The 14899-nt window shown below is 66.5% G+C and carries 14 protein-coding genes; 7 read left to right on the top strand and 7 right to left on the bottom strand.

Going from position 1 to position 14899, the window contains the following annotated elements:
* Nucleotides 1-5: 5 nt before the first annotated feature.
* On the bottom strand, nt 6-887 hold the full coding sequence (locus ACTIEY_RS17485; protein ID WP_439520421.1) for a LysR family transcriptional regulator: 882 nt from the start codon (nt 885-887) through the stop codon (nt 6-8).
* Nucleotides 888-991: 104 nt separating this feature from the next.
* Here ACTIEY_RS17485 and ACTIEY_RS17480 point away from each other — a divergent pair, with 104 nt between their 5' ends.
* Entirely contained in the window at nt 992-1888 is an 897-nt protein-coding gene (locus ACTIEY_RS17480; RefSeq protein WP_439520420.1) for an NmrA family NAD(P)-binding protein, read from the top strand.
* A gap of 44 nt (nt 1889-1932) precedes the next feature.
* Here ACTIEY_RS17480 and ACTIEY_RS17475 read toward each other — a convergent pair whose 3' ends face one another.
* On the bottom strand, nt 1933-2334 hold the full coding sequence (locus tag ACTIEY_RS17475) for a hypothetical protein (RefSeq protein ID WP_439520419.1): 402 nt from the start codon (nt 2332-2334) through the stop codon (nt 1933-1935).
* Nucleotides 2335-2470: 136 nt separating this feature from the next.
* Between ACTIEY_RS17475 and ACTIEY_RS17470 the strand changes: the two genes are divergently transcribed.
* From ACTIEY_RS17470 to ACTIEY_RS17455, 4 genes are read left to right on the top strand one after another with little or no spacing between them, the layout of a single operon-like run.
* The gene (locus ACTIEY_RS17470) at nt 2471-5896 is read left to right on the top strand and encodes a response regulator (protein WP_439520418.1); all 3426 of its coding nucleotides are present in this window, start codon (nt 2471-2473) and stop codon (nt 5894-5896) included.
* A gap of 15 nt (nt 5897-5911) precedes the next feature.
* A complete protein-coding gene (locus tag ACTIEY_RS17465) occupies nt 5912-6748 on the top strand; it encodes a CheR family methyltransferase (RefSeq protein WP_439520417.1) in 837 nt (278 codons plus the stop codon).
* The gene (locus ACTIEY_RS17460) at nt 6745-7326 is read left to right on the top strand and encodes a chemotaxis protein CheB (RefSeq protein ID WP_439520416.1); all 582 of its coding nucleotides are present in this window, start codon (nt 6745-6747) and stop codon (nt 7324-7326) included. The genes ACTIEY_RS17465 and ACTIEY_RS17460 overlap by 4 nt, the downstream gene beginning before the upstream one ends.
* A 10-nt stretch (nt 7327-7336) precedes the next feature.
* Nucleotides 7337-8494 (top strand): hybrid sensor histidine kinase/response regulator, encoded by a 1158-nt coding sequence (locus tag ACTIEY_RS17455; RefSeq protein ID WP_439520415.1) that lies wholly within the window; start codon nt 7337-7339, stop codon nt 8492-8494.
* On the opposite strand, the gene ACTIEY_RS17450 is transcribed toward ACTIEY_RS17455, so the two are convergent.
* The 5 genes from ACTIEY_RS17450 to ACTIEY_RS17430 all read right to left on the bottom strand — a co-directional run bounded on the left by ACTIEY_RS17450 (nt 8491) and on the right by ACTIEY_RS17430 (nt 13219).
* Entirely contained in the window at nt 8491-8874 is a 384-nt protein-coding gene (locus ACTIEY_RS17450; RefSeq protein WP_439520414.1) for a response regulator, read from the bottom strand. The two genes, ACTIEY_RS17455 and ACTIEY_RS17450, sit on opposite strands and share 4 nt — an antisense overlap.
* A 105-nt stretch (nt 8875-8979) precedes the next feature.
* The gene (locus tag ACTIEY_RS17445) at nt 8980-9957 is read right to left on the bottom strand and encodes a PDR/VanB family oxidoreductase (RefSeq protein WP_439520413.1); all 978 of its coding nucleotides are present in this window, start codon (nt 9955-9957) and stop codon (nt 8980-8982) included.
* Between the two features lie 8 nt (nt 9958-9965).
* Nucleotides 9966-10970 carry a Bug family tripartite tricarboxylate transporter substrate binding protein gene (locus tag ACTIEY_RS17440; protein WP_439520412.1) on the bottom strand — a complete coding sequence of 335 codons (1005 nt, stop codon included), beginning with the start codon at nt 10968-10970 and terminating at the stop codon, nt 9966-9968.
* Nucleotides 10971-10997: 27 nt separating this feature from the next.
* A complete protein-coding gene (locus tag ACTIEY_RS17435) occupies nt 10998-11909 on the bottom strand; it encodes a TauD/TfdA dioxygenase family protein (RefSeq protein WP_439520411.1) in 912 nt (303 codons plus the stop codon).
* Between the two features lie 11 nt (nt 11910-11920).
* The gene (locus ACTIEY_RS17430) at nt 11921-13219 is read right to left on the bottom strand and encodes a Rieske 2Fe-2S domain-containing protein (RefSeq protein WP_439520410.1); all 1299 of its coding nucleotides are present in this window, start codon (nt 13217-13219) and stop codon (nt 11921-11923) included.
* A 122-nt stretch (nt 13220-13341) separates the two neighbouring features.
* Between ACTIEY_RS17430 and ACTIEY_RS17425 the strand changes: the two genes are divergently transcribed.
* Together ACTIEY_RS17425 and ACTIEY_RS17420 are read left to right on the top strand one after the other, a co-directional pair.
* Nucleotides 13342-14253 carry a LysR family transcriptional regulator gene (locus ACTIEY_RS17425; RefSeq protein WP_439520409.1) on the top strand — a complete coding sequence of 304 codons (912 nt, stop codon included), beginning with the start codon at nt 13342-13344 and terminating at the stop codon, nt 14251-14253.
* A 186-nt stretch (nt 14254-14439) separates the two neighbouring features.
* The gene (locus ACTIEY_RS17420) at nt 14440-14790 is read left to right on the top strand and encodes a cupin domain-containing protein (protein WP_439520408.1); all 351 of its coding nucleotides are present in this window, start codon (nt 14440-14442) and stop codon (nt 14788-14790) included.
* The last annotated feature ends 109 nt before the right edge of the window (nt 14791-14899 follow it).

Below are 14899 nucleotides of genomic sequence, written 5' to 3'. Positions count from 1 at the left end.
TGCCTTCAGCGCGCCTTGGGGCGCAGGCGTGCCTTGGCCAGCTCGATGAACGCCCTCGTCTTGAGCGGCGGTTCGTGCCTGCCGGGCCACGCGGCGTAGAGAAATACCTGCGGCAGTTTGACGTGCGGCAGCACGCGCACCAGTTGACCGCTGGCGACTTCGTTTTCGACCACCAGGCTGGGCGCACCGAACACCCCGGCGCCAGCCAGCGCCAGCGCACGACCGCCCGTGGTGCTGGAGGTGCTGAGTGAGCGCTGCAGGTGCACCGATTGCTGGCCGTCGCGCGTGCGCACCGTCCAGGGCTGCGGAATCGGTGTGAAGGCGATCCACTGGTGCTGTGCCAGTGCCGCGAGTTGCTTCGGCGTACCGTGCTCCCGCAGGTAGTCTGGCGAGGCCACGCACCACACGTCGAAGGTCGCCAGGGGCGCGGCGCGAAGGCTGGAATCGCGCCGACCGGTGGCGCGCACGCTCAGGTCCATGCCCTCGGCGACCAGGTCCACCAGGTGGTCGCTGGGTCGGTATTCCACCTGCATGCCCGGATGCAGGCGCACGTATTCCGCGATCACGGGCGCCACCCAGGTGGCCGTGATGTCGGAGGAGGTGAGCCGCAACACACCCGTGAGCTGTGCCGCCTGGCCGCGGGTCTTCTCGGCCAGGCGCTGCGCCTGGTCCAGCAGCGCTCGCGCATCGACCAGCAGCGCTTCGCCGCTCTCGGTCAGGGTCTGCCGGCGGGTGGAACGGTGCAGCAGCTGGACGCCGAGCTCGCGTTCCAGGGAGGCCACGTGCTGGCTCGCGGCGGACTTTGTGATGGCCAGGTGTTCGGCCGCGCGCGTGAAGCTGCCGGTGGTGCACACGGCCACAAACGCCTCAAGGTGGGTCAGTTTCATTTGTCCAGTTTCGCTGAACAATCAATTCCCGTAAAGGTGGTTTTTCCGAACTTCGAAGAGCGGCACCATGCCCTCACCCCCTCACAACTTCGAAAGGAATTGCCATGTTTGTCCTCCTCGGCTCCAGCGGCCAGATCACCTCTCAACTCGCCCGCCAGCTTCTGGGCGGCGGCCACGCCGTGCGCGTTGTCGGTCGCAACCGGAGCGCCATGTCCGCACTGGGCGAGGCCGGTGCCGAACTGGCGGTGGGCGACCCGGCGGACGCCGCGTTCCTCGAACGCGCATTCACCGGCGCGACCGCCGCCTACACCATGACGCCACCCTGCTACGCAGAACCGGACATGCGCGCCGCACAGGACCGCGTGGGAGCGGCCATCGCCCAGGCTCTGCGCAAGGCTCGCGTGCCGCGTGTGGTGAACCTCTCCAGCGTGGGTGCCGAACTGGCCGAAGGGACCGGGCCCATTGAAGGTCTGCATGCGCAGGAGCAGCGGCTCGCGGGCATGGCGAACGTGCTGCACCTGCGGCCCGGGTCGTTCATGGAGAACTACCTGGCCGCCCTGCACCCGGTGGCCACCGCCGGGGTGTTGCCCGGACTCGAGACCGCGGATGCCACGGTGCCGCTGGTGGCCACGCGCGACATCGCAGCCGTGGCGGCGCGCGAACTCACCCGGCCCCGGCACGATGGCGTGCTGATCCTGCACACGGCCCAGCTGCCGACGCCGCGCGATGTGGCGGCCGCGCTGGGCGAGGCGATCGGGCGCCCCGAGTTGCCCTACGTGCAGGCGGAGGCTGAAGACATGAAGGCGGTGCTGCGAGAGCAGGGTTTCTCGCGCGACGCCGCCAACCAGCTCGAAGCGCTGGCCCGCTGGCTCTCGACGTCTCCGCTCGCGTCGGTGTCTGCCGCGCCCGCCGAGATGCAGCCCACCACGCTGCAGGCGTTTGCCCGCGAGGTCTTTGCCCCCGCCTACCGAGCGACCCAGGGCTCTCCCGTCCAGGCATGAAAAAACCGCCCCGAGGGGCGGTCTTCATCCAGGCTTGAGAAGACTCAGGCCTTGCCTTTGGCGGCCTTCATGGCGCGTTCGTGGGCGGCCTTGGCATCGGCCTTGCAGACCTTCTCGGCGTCGCCCTTCTGGTCTTCGCATTTCTCTTCGGCGATCTCGTAGGCAGCATCTGCCTTGGCCTCGTCGACCTTGCGGGCGTTGTCGGCCGTGGGCTTGTACTTGTGCTCAAGTTCGGCCTTCTCGACCTTTTCCTTGCCTTCCGCTTCTTCTTCGCACACGTCCTTGGCATTGTCGCGCAGGGCGTCACACGCCTTCTTGGCGTTCTTGTAGTTCATCTCGATGCGGTCCTTGGCGGCGTCGTGCTCGGCCTTGGTCATGGCCGTCTGGGCCATGGCGAAGGTGGATGCGGCGCAAAGGGTGATGGCGGTCAGGGTCTTCATGTACATGGTGTGTCCTCCGGGTGGTTTCGAGAGCCCAGATCTTCGCCCTGCCGGGATGCAGGGACCGTAGGAAAAGCGCGTCGGGCCCTGTAGGAGAAGAGGCAGCTATTGGATAATGCGCCACCCCTCTGGAAGCGAATCCATGCCCCCACCTCAACACCCCACCGCAGCACGCCGGTTCCGTGTCCCGCTGCCGATCCTGGCCGGCTTCCTGGTGGCCTTCTTCGCCACGTTCGTCATCACGTATGTGAACTACGTGTCGTCGGAGACGCGAAGTGTTGCGGTGCAAGAGATGGAACGCACCACGCAGGCGATCCGGGCGCTCAACGAGGTGCTGGCCGCGGTGAAGGACGCGGAAACCGGGCAGCGTGGGTTCCTGATCACCGGCGACTCCAATTACCTCCAGCCCTACCAGACCGCCATCGGCTCCCTGGACCGCCGGTTGTCCACGCTCAAGGCCCTGATGGGCAACGCGCCGCAGGACCAGGAGCTCACGCAGCGGCTGGACCAGATGGTGCGCCAGAAGCTGGAGGAGCTGGAGCGCACCATCGAGCTCTACAAGTCGGGCCGCAACGAGGCCGCCATTGCCAGCGTGCGAATGGACACCGGCAAGACCATCATGGACAACATCCGCCAGCTCTCCAGCGACATGCTGGAGCGCCAGGACCAGTTGTTCGAGGCGCGTCGCCGCGCCTGGGTGGACGCGGCCACCGCCTCCACGCGCTACTCCTGGATCGGCTCGGCCGTGCTGCTGGTGCTGATCTGCATCTCCGGCGGGCTGGCCATTCGCAGCCTTCGCGTGAAGGCGGAGGAGGCGTGGATCTCGGCCGGGCTGGCGGGGCTGGGTGTGCAGCTCCAGGGCGAACAACGTATCGATGAACTGGGCCCGCGCGCCCTGAATTTTCTGGGGAGCTACCTCGGCGCCACGGTCGGTGCGGGTTATGCCGTTCAAGCGGGCGGTCGGGGGCTGGCGCTGTTCGGTGGTTACGCCCTCCCGCGCGAGCGCCTGCAGCAGCAGTTGCTGCCGGGCGAGGGCCTGGTCGGGCAGGCGCTGTCGACGCGCCAGCTCCTGCACGTGCGCGATGTGCCCGCCGGCCACCTTCAGGTGTCCTCGGCCACCGGCGAATCGCGCCCGGCCGAGCTGCTGGTGGCGCCCGCCATGGAAAACGGCGACGTGCTGGCAGTGATCGAACTCGGTTTCCTGCGCCCCGTCGGGCAACCCGAGCGCAGCCTGATGGAGCGCGCCAGCCAGACGCTGGCCGTGGCGGTCCGCCTGGGCACGGACCGCCAGCGCCTCGAAGCGTTGCTGGAAGAGACCCGTCGCCAGGCGGAGGAACTGCAGACGCAGCAGGAAGAGCTGCGAGTGACCAACGAGGAACTCGAACAACAAAGCCGCGTGCTGCAGGAATCGCAGGCGCAGATGGAGGTGCAGCAGACCGAACTGGAGCAGACCAACGCGCACCTGGAGGAGCAGACCCAGCAGCTCGAGCACCAGCGCGAACAGCTCATGAAGGCGCAGGAGGCGCTGACCACCAAGGCGCGCGAACTCGAACTCGCGAGCCAGTACAAGAGCGAGTTCCTGGCGAACATGAGCCACGAACTTCGCACGCCGCTGAACTCCACCCTGATCCTGGCCAAGCTGCTGGCCGACAACAAGCCCGGCAACCTGAACCCGGACCAGGTGAAATACGCCCGCACCATCTCGGCGGCGGGCAACGACCTGCTGGCCCTCATCAACGACATCCTGGACCTGTCCAAGATCGAAGCCGGGCAGACGCACATCTCGGTGGAGTCCATCTCCATTGCCCGCACCGTGCAGGCACTGGTGGATCCCTTGCGACCGCTGGCGCGAGAAAAGGGACTTGCCCTCACCGCCACGGTGGAACCCGATGTGCCGGCCACGTTCGACACCGATCCGCTGAGGCTGGGCCAGGTCATCAAGAACCTGTTGTCCAATGCGCTCAAGTTCACCGAGAAGGGATCGGTCTCGCTGCATGTGTCCCGCAGCCCGGGCGACATGCTGAGCTTCCGCGTCAAGGACACCGGCATCGGCATTCCGCAACAACAGCAGGCCTTGATCTTCGAAGCGTTTCGCCAGGCCGATGGCAGCACGCACCGGAAGTACGGTGGCACGGGGCTCGGGCTGTCGATCTCGCGCGACCTTGCCCACTTGCTGGGCGGCGAAATCGCGGTGCACAGCACGCCCGGCGAAGGCAGCACGTTCACCCTGCACCTGCCCCTGCACCGCGAGCCCGCAGACGCGGGCCAGGTGGTGCCCGCGGCGTTGCCCGCCACCACCAGCGTGGCTGAGTCCCTGCCCACGCGCCTGACCGCCGAAGTGCCTTCCACAGCAGTGCCCGCCGACGCACCGCGCGCTGGCGGGCGCAGCATCCTGGTGATCGAGGACGACGAGAACTTCGCCCGCATCCTGTGCGACCTGGCCTCGGACATGGATTTTGAATGCCACCTGGCCCACAACGCTTCGGACGGCATGGCCATGGCGATGCGGCTGCTGCCCAGCGCGATCGTGCTGGACGTGAACCTGCCCGATTTCTCGGGCCTGGGTGTGCTGGAGCAACTCAAGCGCAACCCGGCCACGCGGCACATCCCGGTGCACATCGTCTCGGTGGCCGACTACTCGCAGGAGGCGATGGGTCTGGGTGCGGTGGGCTACGCGCTCAAGCCCATCGAGCTGAGCGCACTGACGCAGGCCCTGCAAAGGCTCGAAGCCAAGTTCACCCAGGACATGCGCCGCGTGCTGGTGGTGGAAGACGACGAGCGCCAGCGCGAAAGCGTGCGGGATCTCCTCAGCAGGGACGACGTGGACGTGGTGTGCGTGGGCACCGCCGCCGCGGCGCTGGATCAACTGCGCAGCGCCACGTTCGACTGCATGGTCATGGACCTGAACCTGCCGGACCTGACCGGCTTCGAGCTGCTCAAGAAGATGAGCGATCAGGACGGCGTGTCGTTCCCGCCCGTCATCGTGTACACCGGCCGCGCGCTCTCTCGCGACGAAGAGCAGCAGCTTCGGCGCTTCTCCAAGTCCATCATCATCAAGGACGCGCGTTCGCCCGAGCGGCTGCTCGACGAGGTCACGCTGTTCCTGCACCAGGTGGAGTCGGAGCTGTCGCCCGTGCACCGGCGCATGCTGGAAGCCGCGCGCAGCCGCGACACCGCGCTGGAGGGCCGCACCGTGCTGGTGGTGGAAGACGACGTGCGCAACGTGTTCGCGCTCACGAGCATCCTGGAATCCACCGGCATCCGGCTGGAGATCGCGCGCAACGGGCGCGAGGCGCTGGACACGCTCGAGCGCCTCGAGAAGGCAGGCGGCCCGGCGGTCGACCTCGTGCTGATGGACATCATGATGCCGGAGATGGACGGCTACACCGCGATGCGCGAGATCCGCAACCGTCCGGCGTGGCGGCGTCTGCCCATCATCGCACTCACGGCCCGTGCCATGAAGGACGACCAGGAGAAGTGCCTGGCGGCGGGCGCGAACGACTACATCTCCAAGCCACTCGATGTCGAGAAGCTGCTGTCGCTGGTGCGCGTCTGGATGCCCAAGTAACCGCCGGAGCGCGCCATGCCCCACCGCAAAGCCCGCACGGCCGACATCGAGCAGCGCCTGCTGATCGATGCCATCTTCCACCGTTACCACTACGACTTCCGCGGGTACGCGCAAGCGTCGCTCAAGCGGCGCCTGGGCACGGCGCTGCACCAGTTCGGCTGCAAGACCCTGTCGCAACTGCAGGACCGCGTGCTGCACGAGCCCGGCGTCTTTCCGGCGTTGCTGGAATACCTCACGGTGCAGGTCAGCGACATGTTCCGCGACCCGAGCTACTTCCGCGCGCTTCGCGAAGAGGTGGTGCCTCTGTTGCGCACCTACCCGTCGCTCAAGATCTGGGTGGCTGGCTGCAGCGCAGGTGAAGAGGTCTATTCGCTCGCCATCCTGCTGCGTGAAGAAGGCCTGCTCGAACGCACGTTGATCTACGCCACCGACATCAATCCCCACGCCTTGCGCGCGGCCGAGGCAGGGGTGTTCGACATGGAGCGCGTGGCCGCGTTCACGGCGAACCATGCACGTTCCGGCGCGCGCACCTCGCTGTCCGACTACTACACGGCGCTCTACGGGCGCGTGGTGCTCGACAAATCGCTGCGCCAGCACATCGTGTTCTCGGACCACAGCCTGGCCACCGACAACGTCTTCGCCGAGGTCCACCTGGTGTCGTGCCGCAACGTGCTGATCTATTTCGAGCGCGACCTGCAGAACCGCGCCCTGGGGCTGTTCCGGGAGGCCCTGTGCCACCGCGGCTTCCTGGGCCTTGGCTCGAAGGAGTCGTTGCGTTTCTCGGCGGAGTCGGGGTCCTTCGATGATTTCGTGGCAGAGGACCGCATCTTCCGCAAGAAGGCCGGGCTGTGAGCCTGCCCTACGCCGCCCTGGTGATTGGCGGGTCGTCAGGTGCCATCGACGCACTCCTCACACTCCTGCCTGCGCTGCCGTCCACGCTGCGCGCTTCGGTGCTGGTGGTGCTGCACATGCCCCGCGATCCCCGCAGCCGGCTGCTGGAGATTTTCAGGCCGCACTGCGCCCTGCCGCTGCAGGAGGCGCAGGACCAGATCCTCATCGAGCCGGGCATGGTGTATTTCTCTCCGCCCGACTACCACCTCCTCATCGACCAGGGGCCGCGCGTCGCGCTGTCGGTGGACGCGCCGGTGCACTACTCGCGCCCATCGATCGATGTGCTGTTCGAATCGGCCGCGGATTTCTATGGCGATCAGCTCGTGGGCATCCTCCTCTCGGGCGCCAATGAAGACGGCGCCCGCGGCCTGCAGGCCATCCAGGCCGCGGGTGGCCTCGTCATCGTGCAGGACCCCGCGAGCGCCGCCGTGTCCGCCATGCCCCGTGCCGCGCTCGCGCGGCTCGCCGCTCAACATGTCCTTGCGCCGGCCGGCATGGCCGCGCTGATCACCGACCTGCACCAGCAGGGCCGGATCTGAACCACAAGAAATGAACCCCACGAAAGCTGCCTGCCCATCCGTTCGCGCCACCGGCCGCATCAAGTGCCTGGTGGTCGACGACACGCCCGAAAACCTGGTGGCCCTGCAAGCCCTGCTCCAGCGCGACGACATCGAGATCCTCACCGCCAGTTCCGGCCGCGAGGCGCTGGAGATCCTGCTGCTTGAGAGTGACATTGCGCTGGCGCTTCTGGACGTGCAGATGCCCGAGATGGACGGCTTTGAGCTCGCCGCGCTGATCCGGGGCAGCGAACGCACCCAGCACATCCCACTGATCTTCCTGACCGCCAGCTCGCGCGAGCAGAACTGGCAGTTCCGCGGCTATGAGAGTGGCGCCGTGGACTTTCTTTACAAGCCCATCGACCCGCAGATGCTGGTCTGCAAGGCCAACGTCTTCTTCGAGCTGCACCGGCAGAAGCAGGCGCTGGCCCTGGAACTGCAGCAGCGCACCGAGGCGCTGCAGATCAACGAGATGTTCATGGCCGTGCTGAGCCACGACCTGCGCACGCCGCTGATGTCGATCATGGCGGCGGCCGAAGTGCTCAGGCGTCCGCTCCCGCCCGAGCGGGTGGCTGCCGTGGCGGACCGGATCACACGCAGCAGCAAGCGAATGGCCGGCATGGTCGAGGACCTGCTCGACGTCACCCGCATCCGCCAGGCGCAGGGGCTCGGTCTGCACCCCGCACCCGCCCGCATGGACTTGCTGGTGCAACGCGCGCTCGACGAAATGCAGACCGGATTCCCGGATCGGTCCCTGACGTCGGCCACCGATGGCGACCTGGCGGGCGTGTGGGACGCGGAGCGCATCGGGCAGGTGCTGTCCAACCTCATCGGCAATGCGGTGCACCACGGCGATGCTGCGCAGCCTGTGCAGGTGAGCGTCGATGGCACCCGGGCGGACACGGTCATGGTGACGGTGGTCAATGGGGGCACCATTCCCGTTGAACTGCTGCCTCACCTGTTCGTCCCGTTCCGTCGGCAGGCGCGGCAGCCGGGACGTCACCAGGGTCTGGGTTTGGGCCTCTTCATTGCCGACAAGATCGTGCGCCAGCATGGTGGAAGCATCGAGGTGCAGTCGGCGGGCCATTCCACCCGCTTCGTGGTGCAGGTGCCCCGCATCGCGCCGCGGGGCGTTGACGGCGAGGCCTAAGACCTGCTGCTGGCTGCGTCGTCGCTGCCCAGCGCCGCGCTCACGGTGCTCAGCAACTGCTCCAGCTCTTCGAGCTCGAAGGGCTTGAGCAGCGTGCGCACATGGGGACCCCATTCGTGGGGATAGCTGCCCAGCTCATAGCCGGAACACAACACCACCCAGCGCTGTGGGTCCACCGCCAGCAGCCGGCGGGCGAGCTCGGTGCCCGAGATGCCCGGCAGGCTCGCGTCCGACACCACCAGGTCGAAGGGCTGCTGGGCATCCAGCACCAGGGCGCCCTCGGCGGTGCTGCAGGACGTCACCGCGTGGCCATCTGCCTCCATGATCATGGAGATGGTCTCGCGCAGTTCCAGGTTGTCTTCAACGTACAGGATTCGCATGCGGGTCTGACGGGGTGACTGGCAGCAGAAAGCCCCGATTGTCGCGGCAAACGGAAAACGGGCCTCCGCAGACGCCTTGCCACCCATCTCCGGCGATGCCGCCTTTCAGATATCCAGCACCAGCACGTCGGATTTCGCCCCGGAGCAGCAAGCCATCATGGTCTTGCCGGCGTCTCTTTCCTGCTGCGACAGCACGGCATCGCGGTGGTCGGGCGTGCCTTCCAGTACCCCCACTTCGCAGCTCCCGCAGATGCCTTCCTCACACGCGAACGGAACCTGCACGCCGTGCTCCAGCAGCGCATGCAGAACACTCTGCCCGGGCCGGACCTGCACGTGGGTGGCGGACCGTGCGCAACGCACTTCGAAACCTCCCGCCGTGTCGGCCTTCTCACGGGCGGCGAAGTACTCCAGGTGGACCCGGGACGGCGCAATGCCATCGGTGGCGGTGGTGAATGCGTCGAGCATGCCCGCCGGGCCGCAGCAATACAGGTGCGCATCGGCCGGCGCCTGCGCCACGATGCGCTGGAGGTCCAGCATCTCTGCGCCGGGTTCGCCATCCAGCGCCAGGGTCAACCGGCCATGTCCGCTGAGGCAAAGCTCGCGCACATCGTCCAGGAAACCTGCCTGCGCGCGCGTCCTTGCGGCGTAGTGCAGCTCCCACGGGCGCGCCAGTTCATTGAGCCTGCGCATCATGGACAGCAGCGGCGTGATGCCGATGCCGCCGGCGATGAAAACCGAATGCGGTGCGTCCTCGGCGAGCTGGAAATGGTTGCGGGGTCCGGCCATCGAAATGACGTCGCCAGGCCGCATGGCCGTGTGCACGTGGCGCGACCCGCCGCGACTGGCGGGGTGCAGATGGACACCGATCACATAGCGCGACGCGTCGCCCGGCTGGTTCACCAGCGAATAGCTGCGCACCGGTCCTGAGGGCAGGTGCAGGTCGATGTGCGCGCCGGCGGTGAACGGGGGCAGCCGCCCATCGGGCAGGTGTGGCTCCAGCGGCACGAGCTCGACGCTGCACACGCCCTGCGCCTCATGCCGCATGGCCTTGACGAGAACCTGCCGGGTGGGCACCCCTGACACTGGCGACTTCACTTGGTTGAGAGCCCTGCGTCGCGGATGATGGTGGTGAACTTGCGGACTTCGTCCTCCAGCCATTTCTGCGTCTCGCGGCTGCCCATGAAGAGCGACTGGACTTCCAGGTCCTCGAGCTTCTTGCGCACGGTGGCGTCCTGCATGGTTTTCTGCAGCGCGCTTTCCAGGCGGGCCACCACCGCTTCAGGTGTGCCTTTGGGCGCTGCGATGTTGATGAAGGAGTCGTTGCCGTCCATGTCGGGGAAGCCCTGCTGCCCCGTCGTGGGCACATCGGGCAACCAGGGCAGCCGGTTCTTGCTTTGAACGGCCAGCACGTTCAGGTCCTTGCCATTGAGGTTCTTCACCAGGGCGGTGTAGGGCAGCATGCAGGCCTGCACGCTGCCGTCGCGGATGCCGGTCAGCGCTGGCGCCAGGCCGTTGTACGGCACGTGGGTGACGTCGTACGCCTTGCCCGTCTTGTTCTTCACGACGCTGCGAAACATCTCCAGCTGCAGGTGGTTCAGGCCACCCGCGCCCGTGCTGCAGAAGTTGATCTCGGCCGGATTGGCAAAGCCCGCGAGTTCGGTCACCGACTTCACCGGAAACCTGGCGCTGGCCACGATCACCGCCGGGTTGGACGCGACAGCGGCGATGGGCGCGAAGTCCTGCAGTTTCAGCTCCATGTTGGGGACGAGCTGGTTCACGAAGGCGAAGGCCGAACCCGAGGTGAAGAACAGCGTGTGACCGTCGGCCGGCGCTGCGGCCACCACACGGGCACCCACCGAGCTGCCGGCGCCCGGCCGGTTCAGGATCAGCACCGGTTGGCCCAGCTCGTCCTTGAGGCGTTCACCGATGATGCGGGCCGTCACGTCCAGCCCGCCACCGGCGGCGAATGGGACCACCAGCGTCACCGGCTTCGTGGGGAAATCGGCCGCCAGGGCGGGCAGCCCCGCTGCGGTGGTGAGCAGGCCTGCCGCGAGGCCCTGGGTGAGGCGGCGCCGTGAGAATCGTGGGGTCTGCATGTCGTTGTCTCCTGTGGTGGTTGAAGTTCAGCGCGCCGGCCGCTGTCCGGCGATGGTGACGCGCGTCATGAGCCGGTTCTGTCCGGTGTAATCGGGAATGGCGCGGTGCATGGTGCAGCGGTTGTCCCAGACCAGGATCTGGTCGTTGCGCCACCGCGCGCGGCAGGTGAAGTCGAACCGCGCACAGTGCTCATGAAGGTAGGTGAGGATGGGCGCGCTCTCTTCGTTGGTCAGTCCTTCGATGCGCTGCGAGTAGGTCCTGTTCAGGTACAGGAACTTGCGCCCGCTCACCTCATGCGTGCAGACCATGGGATGTGCCACTTCGCGGTCGCCCAGCTCGACATCCAGGTCGGTCCGGGTGGTCGATGCGTTGTACCGCCGACCCTGCGCCAGGTAGGCCGATCCGAAGATGCGCGTGGCGCTGTGCACGACGTTGAGCGGCTCGATGAGCGCCTTGTACGCGGGAGAGAGGGCTTCGTAAGCGGCGTACATGCTGAGGAAACCGGTGTCGCCGCCGTACGGTGGCACGTCCACCGCGCGCATCACCACCGCCAGCGGAGGTTCATCGAGGTAGGTGCTGTCGGCGTGCCAGTTCTCGCCCACCACGCGGCCCGTGTCAGTGGCCAGTCGGCGGATGATCTGCACGTCAGGGTGGCCCTCCACGCTGTGCAGTTGCGGCAGGCGGATGACTTCTCCAAAGCCGCGTCCAAACGCCACGTGCTGTTCGTGAGAAAGCTTCTGGTCAGGGAACAGGATCACCTGGTGATCGGCAAAGGCGTCGCGGATCTCGGCCCAGACCTCCGGCGTCAGCGTTTCGCGCAGGTCCACGCCACGGATGTCGGCCCCCAGCACGCCGGTGAGGGGTTGGACGTCGATGTGCCGGTAGCTGCGTGGGCGCACCAGCACCGGGTGCGCGTCCATGGACGAAATGGCCTGCATGCGAGTTCCTTTCAGGCGACGTCGGTGGCCGGCGCACCCACGGGCGGTGTGGCACGCGCAGGCGCCAGGAATTCATCCGCCGAGGCCACGTCCTGGTCGCCAGGCAGCACGGTCTGCACCGCGCGCACTGCGTACAGCCAGGCGTTGGCCGCTGCCGGGTGCGGCTGGCCGGTGGCCGCGCACTGGGTGGCGCCCTCCATGAGGGTGCGGCGCATGGCCACCACCGCCATGTCGCTGGAGCCCAGGTGTTCACGCGTCCGGTCCGCGATGGGCCCTGCGGTCTCGGTCACCATCGCGTCCTGCGCGCGAATGCCCTTGATGCCGGTGAAGGACACGGTCTTCTGCTCCTGGCGGTCGATCAGGTAGTCGTTGTCCAGCCGTTCCACCGGCGTGGTGGTCCCGGGAATCACCTTGCGGTGCGAGTTCTCGCCGTTGCGCCACGCGGTCAGTTCCTGCTCGTTGAGCGGGGCGTCCGGCCGCCAGCTCACGCAGATCACCCAGCAGCGTTCGTCGGTCATGGGCACCCACATGCGCACCAACTGGGCGTCGCCCGGACGCGGCGGGATCATGGTGAAGAAAGGCAGCAGGAACTGGTTCAGGCGCCAGTAGCGCTTGTCGCCGTCCACCCGCCGTCCGTTGCAGGCCAGAAAGCCGGCTTCGCTGGGCAGGATCTTCCAGGCGGGCGCGGTGTCTTCCTGGAAATACTTGCCCGTCAGCGCCTGGTTGTCCGGGTCGGTCTTGTTCACCATCTGGTGCAGAAAGCCCACGTGGGCGCTGTCCAGCTCGCCCTCCATCGCCTGCGCGTAGTTGCACTCCTGGTGCCAGCGGGAAGCATAGAGATGGTCGTCGGGCAGACCCATGAAACCGAAAGCCGGCAGGTCGGGCACCGGCTGCGCGTCGCCCATGTAGACCCACAGCACGCTGCCCGCCAGGCGGGCGGGGTAGGCGCGTGCCTTGACGTTCTGGCACATGCGGCTGGTCGACGGCTCCGTGGGCATCTGCATGCAGTTGCCCTGCACGTCGAACTTCCAGCCGTGGTAGACGCAGCGAATGCCGCCTTCCTCATTGCGGCCGAAGAACAGGCTCGCACCCCGGTGCGGACAGTTCTCTTCCAGCACCCCCACGCGGCCTTCGGAATCCCGAAACACCACCAGACGTTCGCTCAGCAGCGTCAGGCGAACGGGAGCCTCATCCGCGGCGGGCACCTGCGCAGCGGTCATCGCCGGGATCCAGAACGAACGCATGAGCTGGCCCATGGGCGTACCAGGACCGCATTGAGTGAGGAGGGCGTTTTTTTCGTGGGTCAGCATCGGGCAGGCGTCGTGGGTGATGGAAACGCCCTTCAGTCTAGAACTGGATCCCATCTTTGATTCAGATCAATAGAATCTGATTTTGCGATGCTGGAAGGCAGCATTCGAAGTGAGGGACACCCATGAACGGCAACCTGAACCTGCAGACGATGAAGATTTTTCTGGCTGTGCTCGACCACCGCAGCGTGGGCGTTGCCGCAGCCAGCCTGGGCATGAGTCAATCGGGCCTGAGCACCGCGCTGGCGCGCTTGCGCGTCACCTTGGGCGATGCGCTGTTCGTCGGTACGGCCAACGGCATGCAGCCCACCACGCGTGCGAAGCAACTGGCCGTGCCCATGCGGGAAGCGGTGCAGTGCATCGAGCAGCGCATCCTGAACAAGGCGTCCTTCGATCCCGCCTTCGACGAGCGGGAGTTCCGCGTGGCGGCGTCGGACACCGCCGAGGCCATGTACATGCCGCGCGCACTCAATGTGCTGACGCGCGCGGCCCCGGGTGTGCGGCTGCGCGTGATGGCCACAGCGCAGCCGCAACTGCAGCGCGCATTGTCCGAGGGCCAGGTGGACCTGGCGCTCGGTTATTTCCCCGACCTGATGTCCGCCGAGTTCGTGCGCAGACGCATCGGCCAGCACGGCTTCGTGTGCATCTGCAGCGCCGACCACCGCGAACTGATCCGCGACTTCACCCTGAAACGGTATGTGGAGGCGCGCCATGTGGTGGTGGAGGCGCCCACCCGGACGCATGGTCTGCTGGAGACCTACGTTCAGAAGCGCGGCATCCGCCGGCGTGCGGCCCTCACCACACCGCACTTCATGAGCCTGCCGGAGATCATTGCCAACACCGAACTGATTGCAACGGTGCCCGATGCGATCGCCGACGCGTTTGCCGACAACAGGCGCCTCGTGCGCCTGCCTCTGCCGTTCCGCTCACCGGTGTTCGATGCGCACCTGCACTGGAGCAAGAGCGTGAACAACGATCCCGCGCATCGCTGGTTGCGCGGATTGATGTTTGATGCGTTTGTCGGGCGGGTGGGGTAGTGAACACACAGGCCTTGCCGGAAAAATCTGGAGATAGCCGTAGCCAGAAACTCTCGCGGTGTCTTGCCGCTCCTCCATGCTCTGCCGGATATATTGCGCAAGGCGGCACGAGATCAATTGGGATCACGCGCCATTTCTAATCGATGCTTTGTCAGACGTTCCTCACACCCCACCCACTGGACACAGATGAAGTCAATCAACCTGGCCGAGAAGCTCGAAACATTTTCTGAACACTACAAGCCAAGAACTGTCGGGCAGTTCAACGGCCACGACCTCATGGTCGTCAAGGTCAAGGGCCCGTTCAACTGGCACAAACACGACGACACCGATGACTTTTTCCTGGTTCTCAAGGGAGAGCTGACCATCCTGCTGCGCGACGGCAGCGTGACGCTGAAACCGGGAGAGATGTATGTCGTGCCCAAGGGCGTGGAGCATTGTCCCGTCGCAGAAGAGGAGGCGCACATTCTGCTCATCGAGCCGCAAGGCACACCGAACACCGGCAACGTCGCCACTGCTGCGGCCAAGGTCGTCATCTGATTGATCGGTGCCGGGCGTCGCCCAACCCCCGCTTCGCCATCTCCCACCGCGACCCGGTTAGCTCGAACGCCAGGCCTCAGAAAGAAGGATCGACATGCTCCCCCGCATC

This window comes from Hydrogenophaga sp., assembly GCF_051858985.1.
GTDB lineage: Bacteria > Pseudomonadota > Gammaproteobacteria > Burkholderiales > Burkholderiaceae_C > Hydrogenophaga.
This window is presented reverse-complemented; position numbering and strand designations above follow the sequence as displayed.

Excerpts from the sequence above, each read along its gene's own strand:
- ACTIEY_RS17485 (WP_439520421.1), bottom strand. The coding sequence starts at position 887 with ATGAAACTGACCCACCTTGAGGCGTTTGTGGCCGTGTGCACCACCGGC.
- ACTIEY_RS17480 (WP_439520420.1), top strand. The coding sequence starts at position 992 with ATGTTTGTCCTCCTCGGCTCCAGCGGCCAGATCACCTCTCAACTCGCC.
- ACTIEY_RS17475 (WP_439520419.1), bottom strand. The coding sequence starts at position 2,334 with ATGTACATGAAGACCCTGACCGCCATCACCCTTTGCGCCGCATCCACC.
- ACTIEY_RS17470 (WP_439520418.1), top strand. The coding sequence starts at position 2,471 with ATGCCCCCACCTCAACACCCCACCGCAGCACGCCGGTTCCGTGTCCCG.
- ACTIEY_RS17465 (WP_439520417.1), top strand. The coding sequence starts at position 5,912 with ATGCCCCACCGCAAAGCCCGCACGGCCGACATCGAGCAGCGCCTGCTG.
- ACTIEY_RS17455 (WP_439520415.1), top strand. The coding sequence starts at position 7,337 with ATGAACCCCACGAAAGCTGCCTGCCCATCCGTTCGCGCCACCGGCCGC.
- ACTIEY_RS17450 (WP_439520414.1), bottom strand. The coding sequence starts at position 8,874 with ATGCGAATCCTGTACGTTGAAGACAACCTGGAACTGCGCGAGACCATC.
- ACTIEY_RS17440 (WP_439520412.1), bottom strand. The coding sequence starts at position 10,970 with ATGCAGACCCCACGATTCTCACGGCGCCGCCTCACCCAGGGCCTCGCG.
- ACTIEY_RS17435 (WP_439520411.1), bottom strand. The coding sequence starts at position 11,909 with ATGCAGGCCATTTCGTCCATGGACGCGCACCCGGTGCTGGTGCGCCCA.
- ACTIEY_RS17430 (WP_439520410.1), bottom strand. The coding sequence starts at position 13,219 with ATGCTGACCCACGAAAAAAACGCCCTCCTCACTCAATGCGGTCCTGGT.
- ACTIEY_RS17425 (WP_439520409.1), top strand. The coding sequence starts at position 13,342 with ATGAACGGCAACCTGAACCTGCAGACGATGAAGATTTTTCTGGCTGTG.
- ACTIEY_RS17420 (WP_439520408.1), top strand. The coding sequence starts at position 14,440 with ATGAAGTCAATCAACCTGGCCGAGAAGCTCGAAACATTTTCTGAACAC.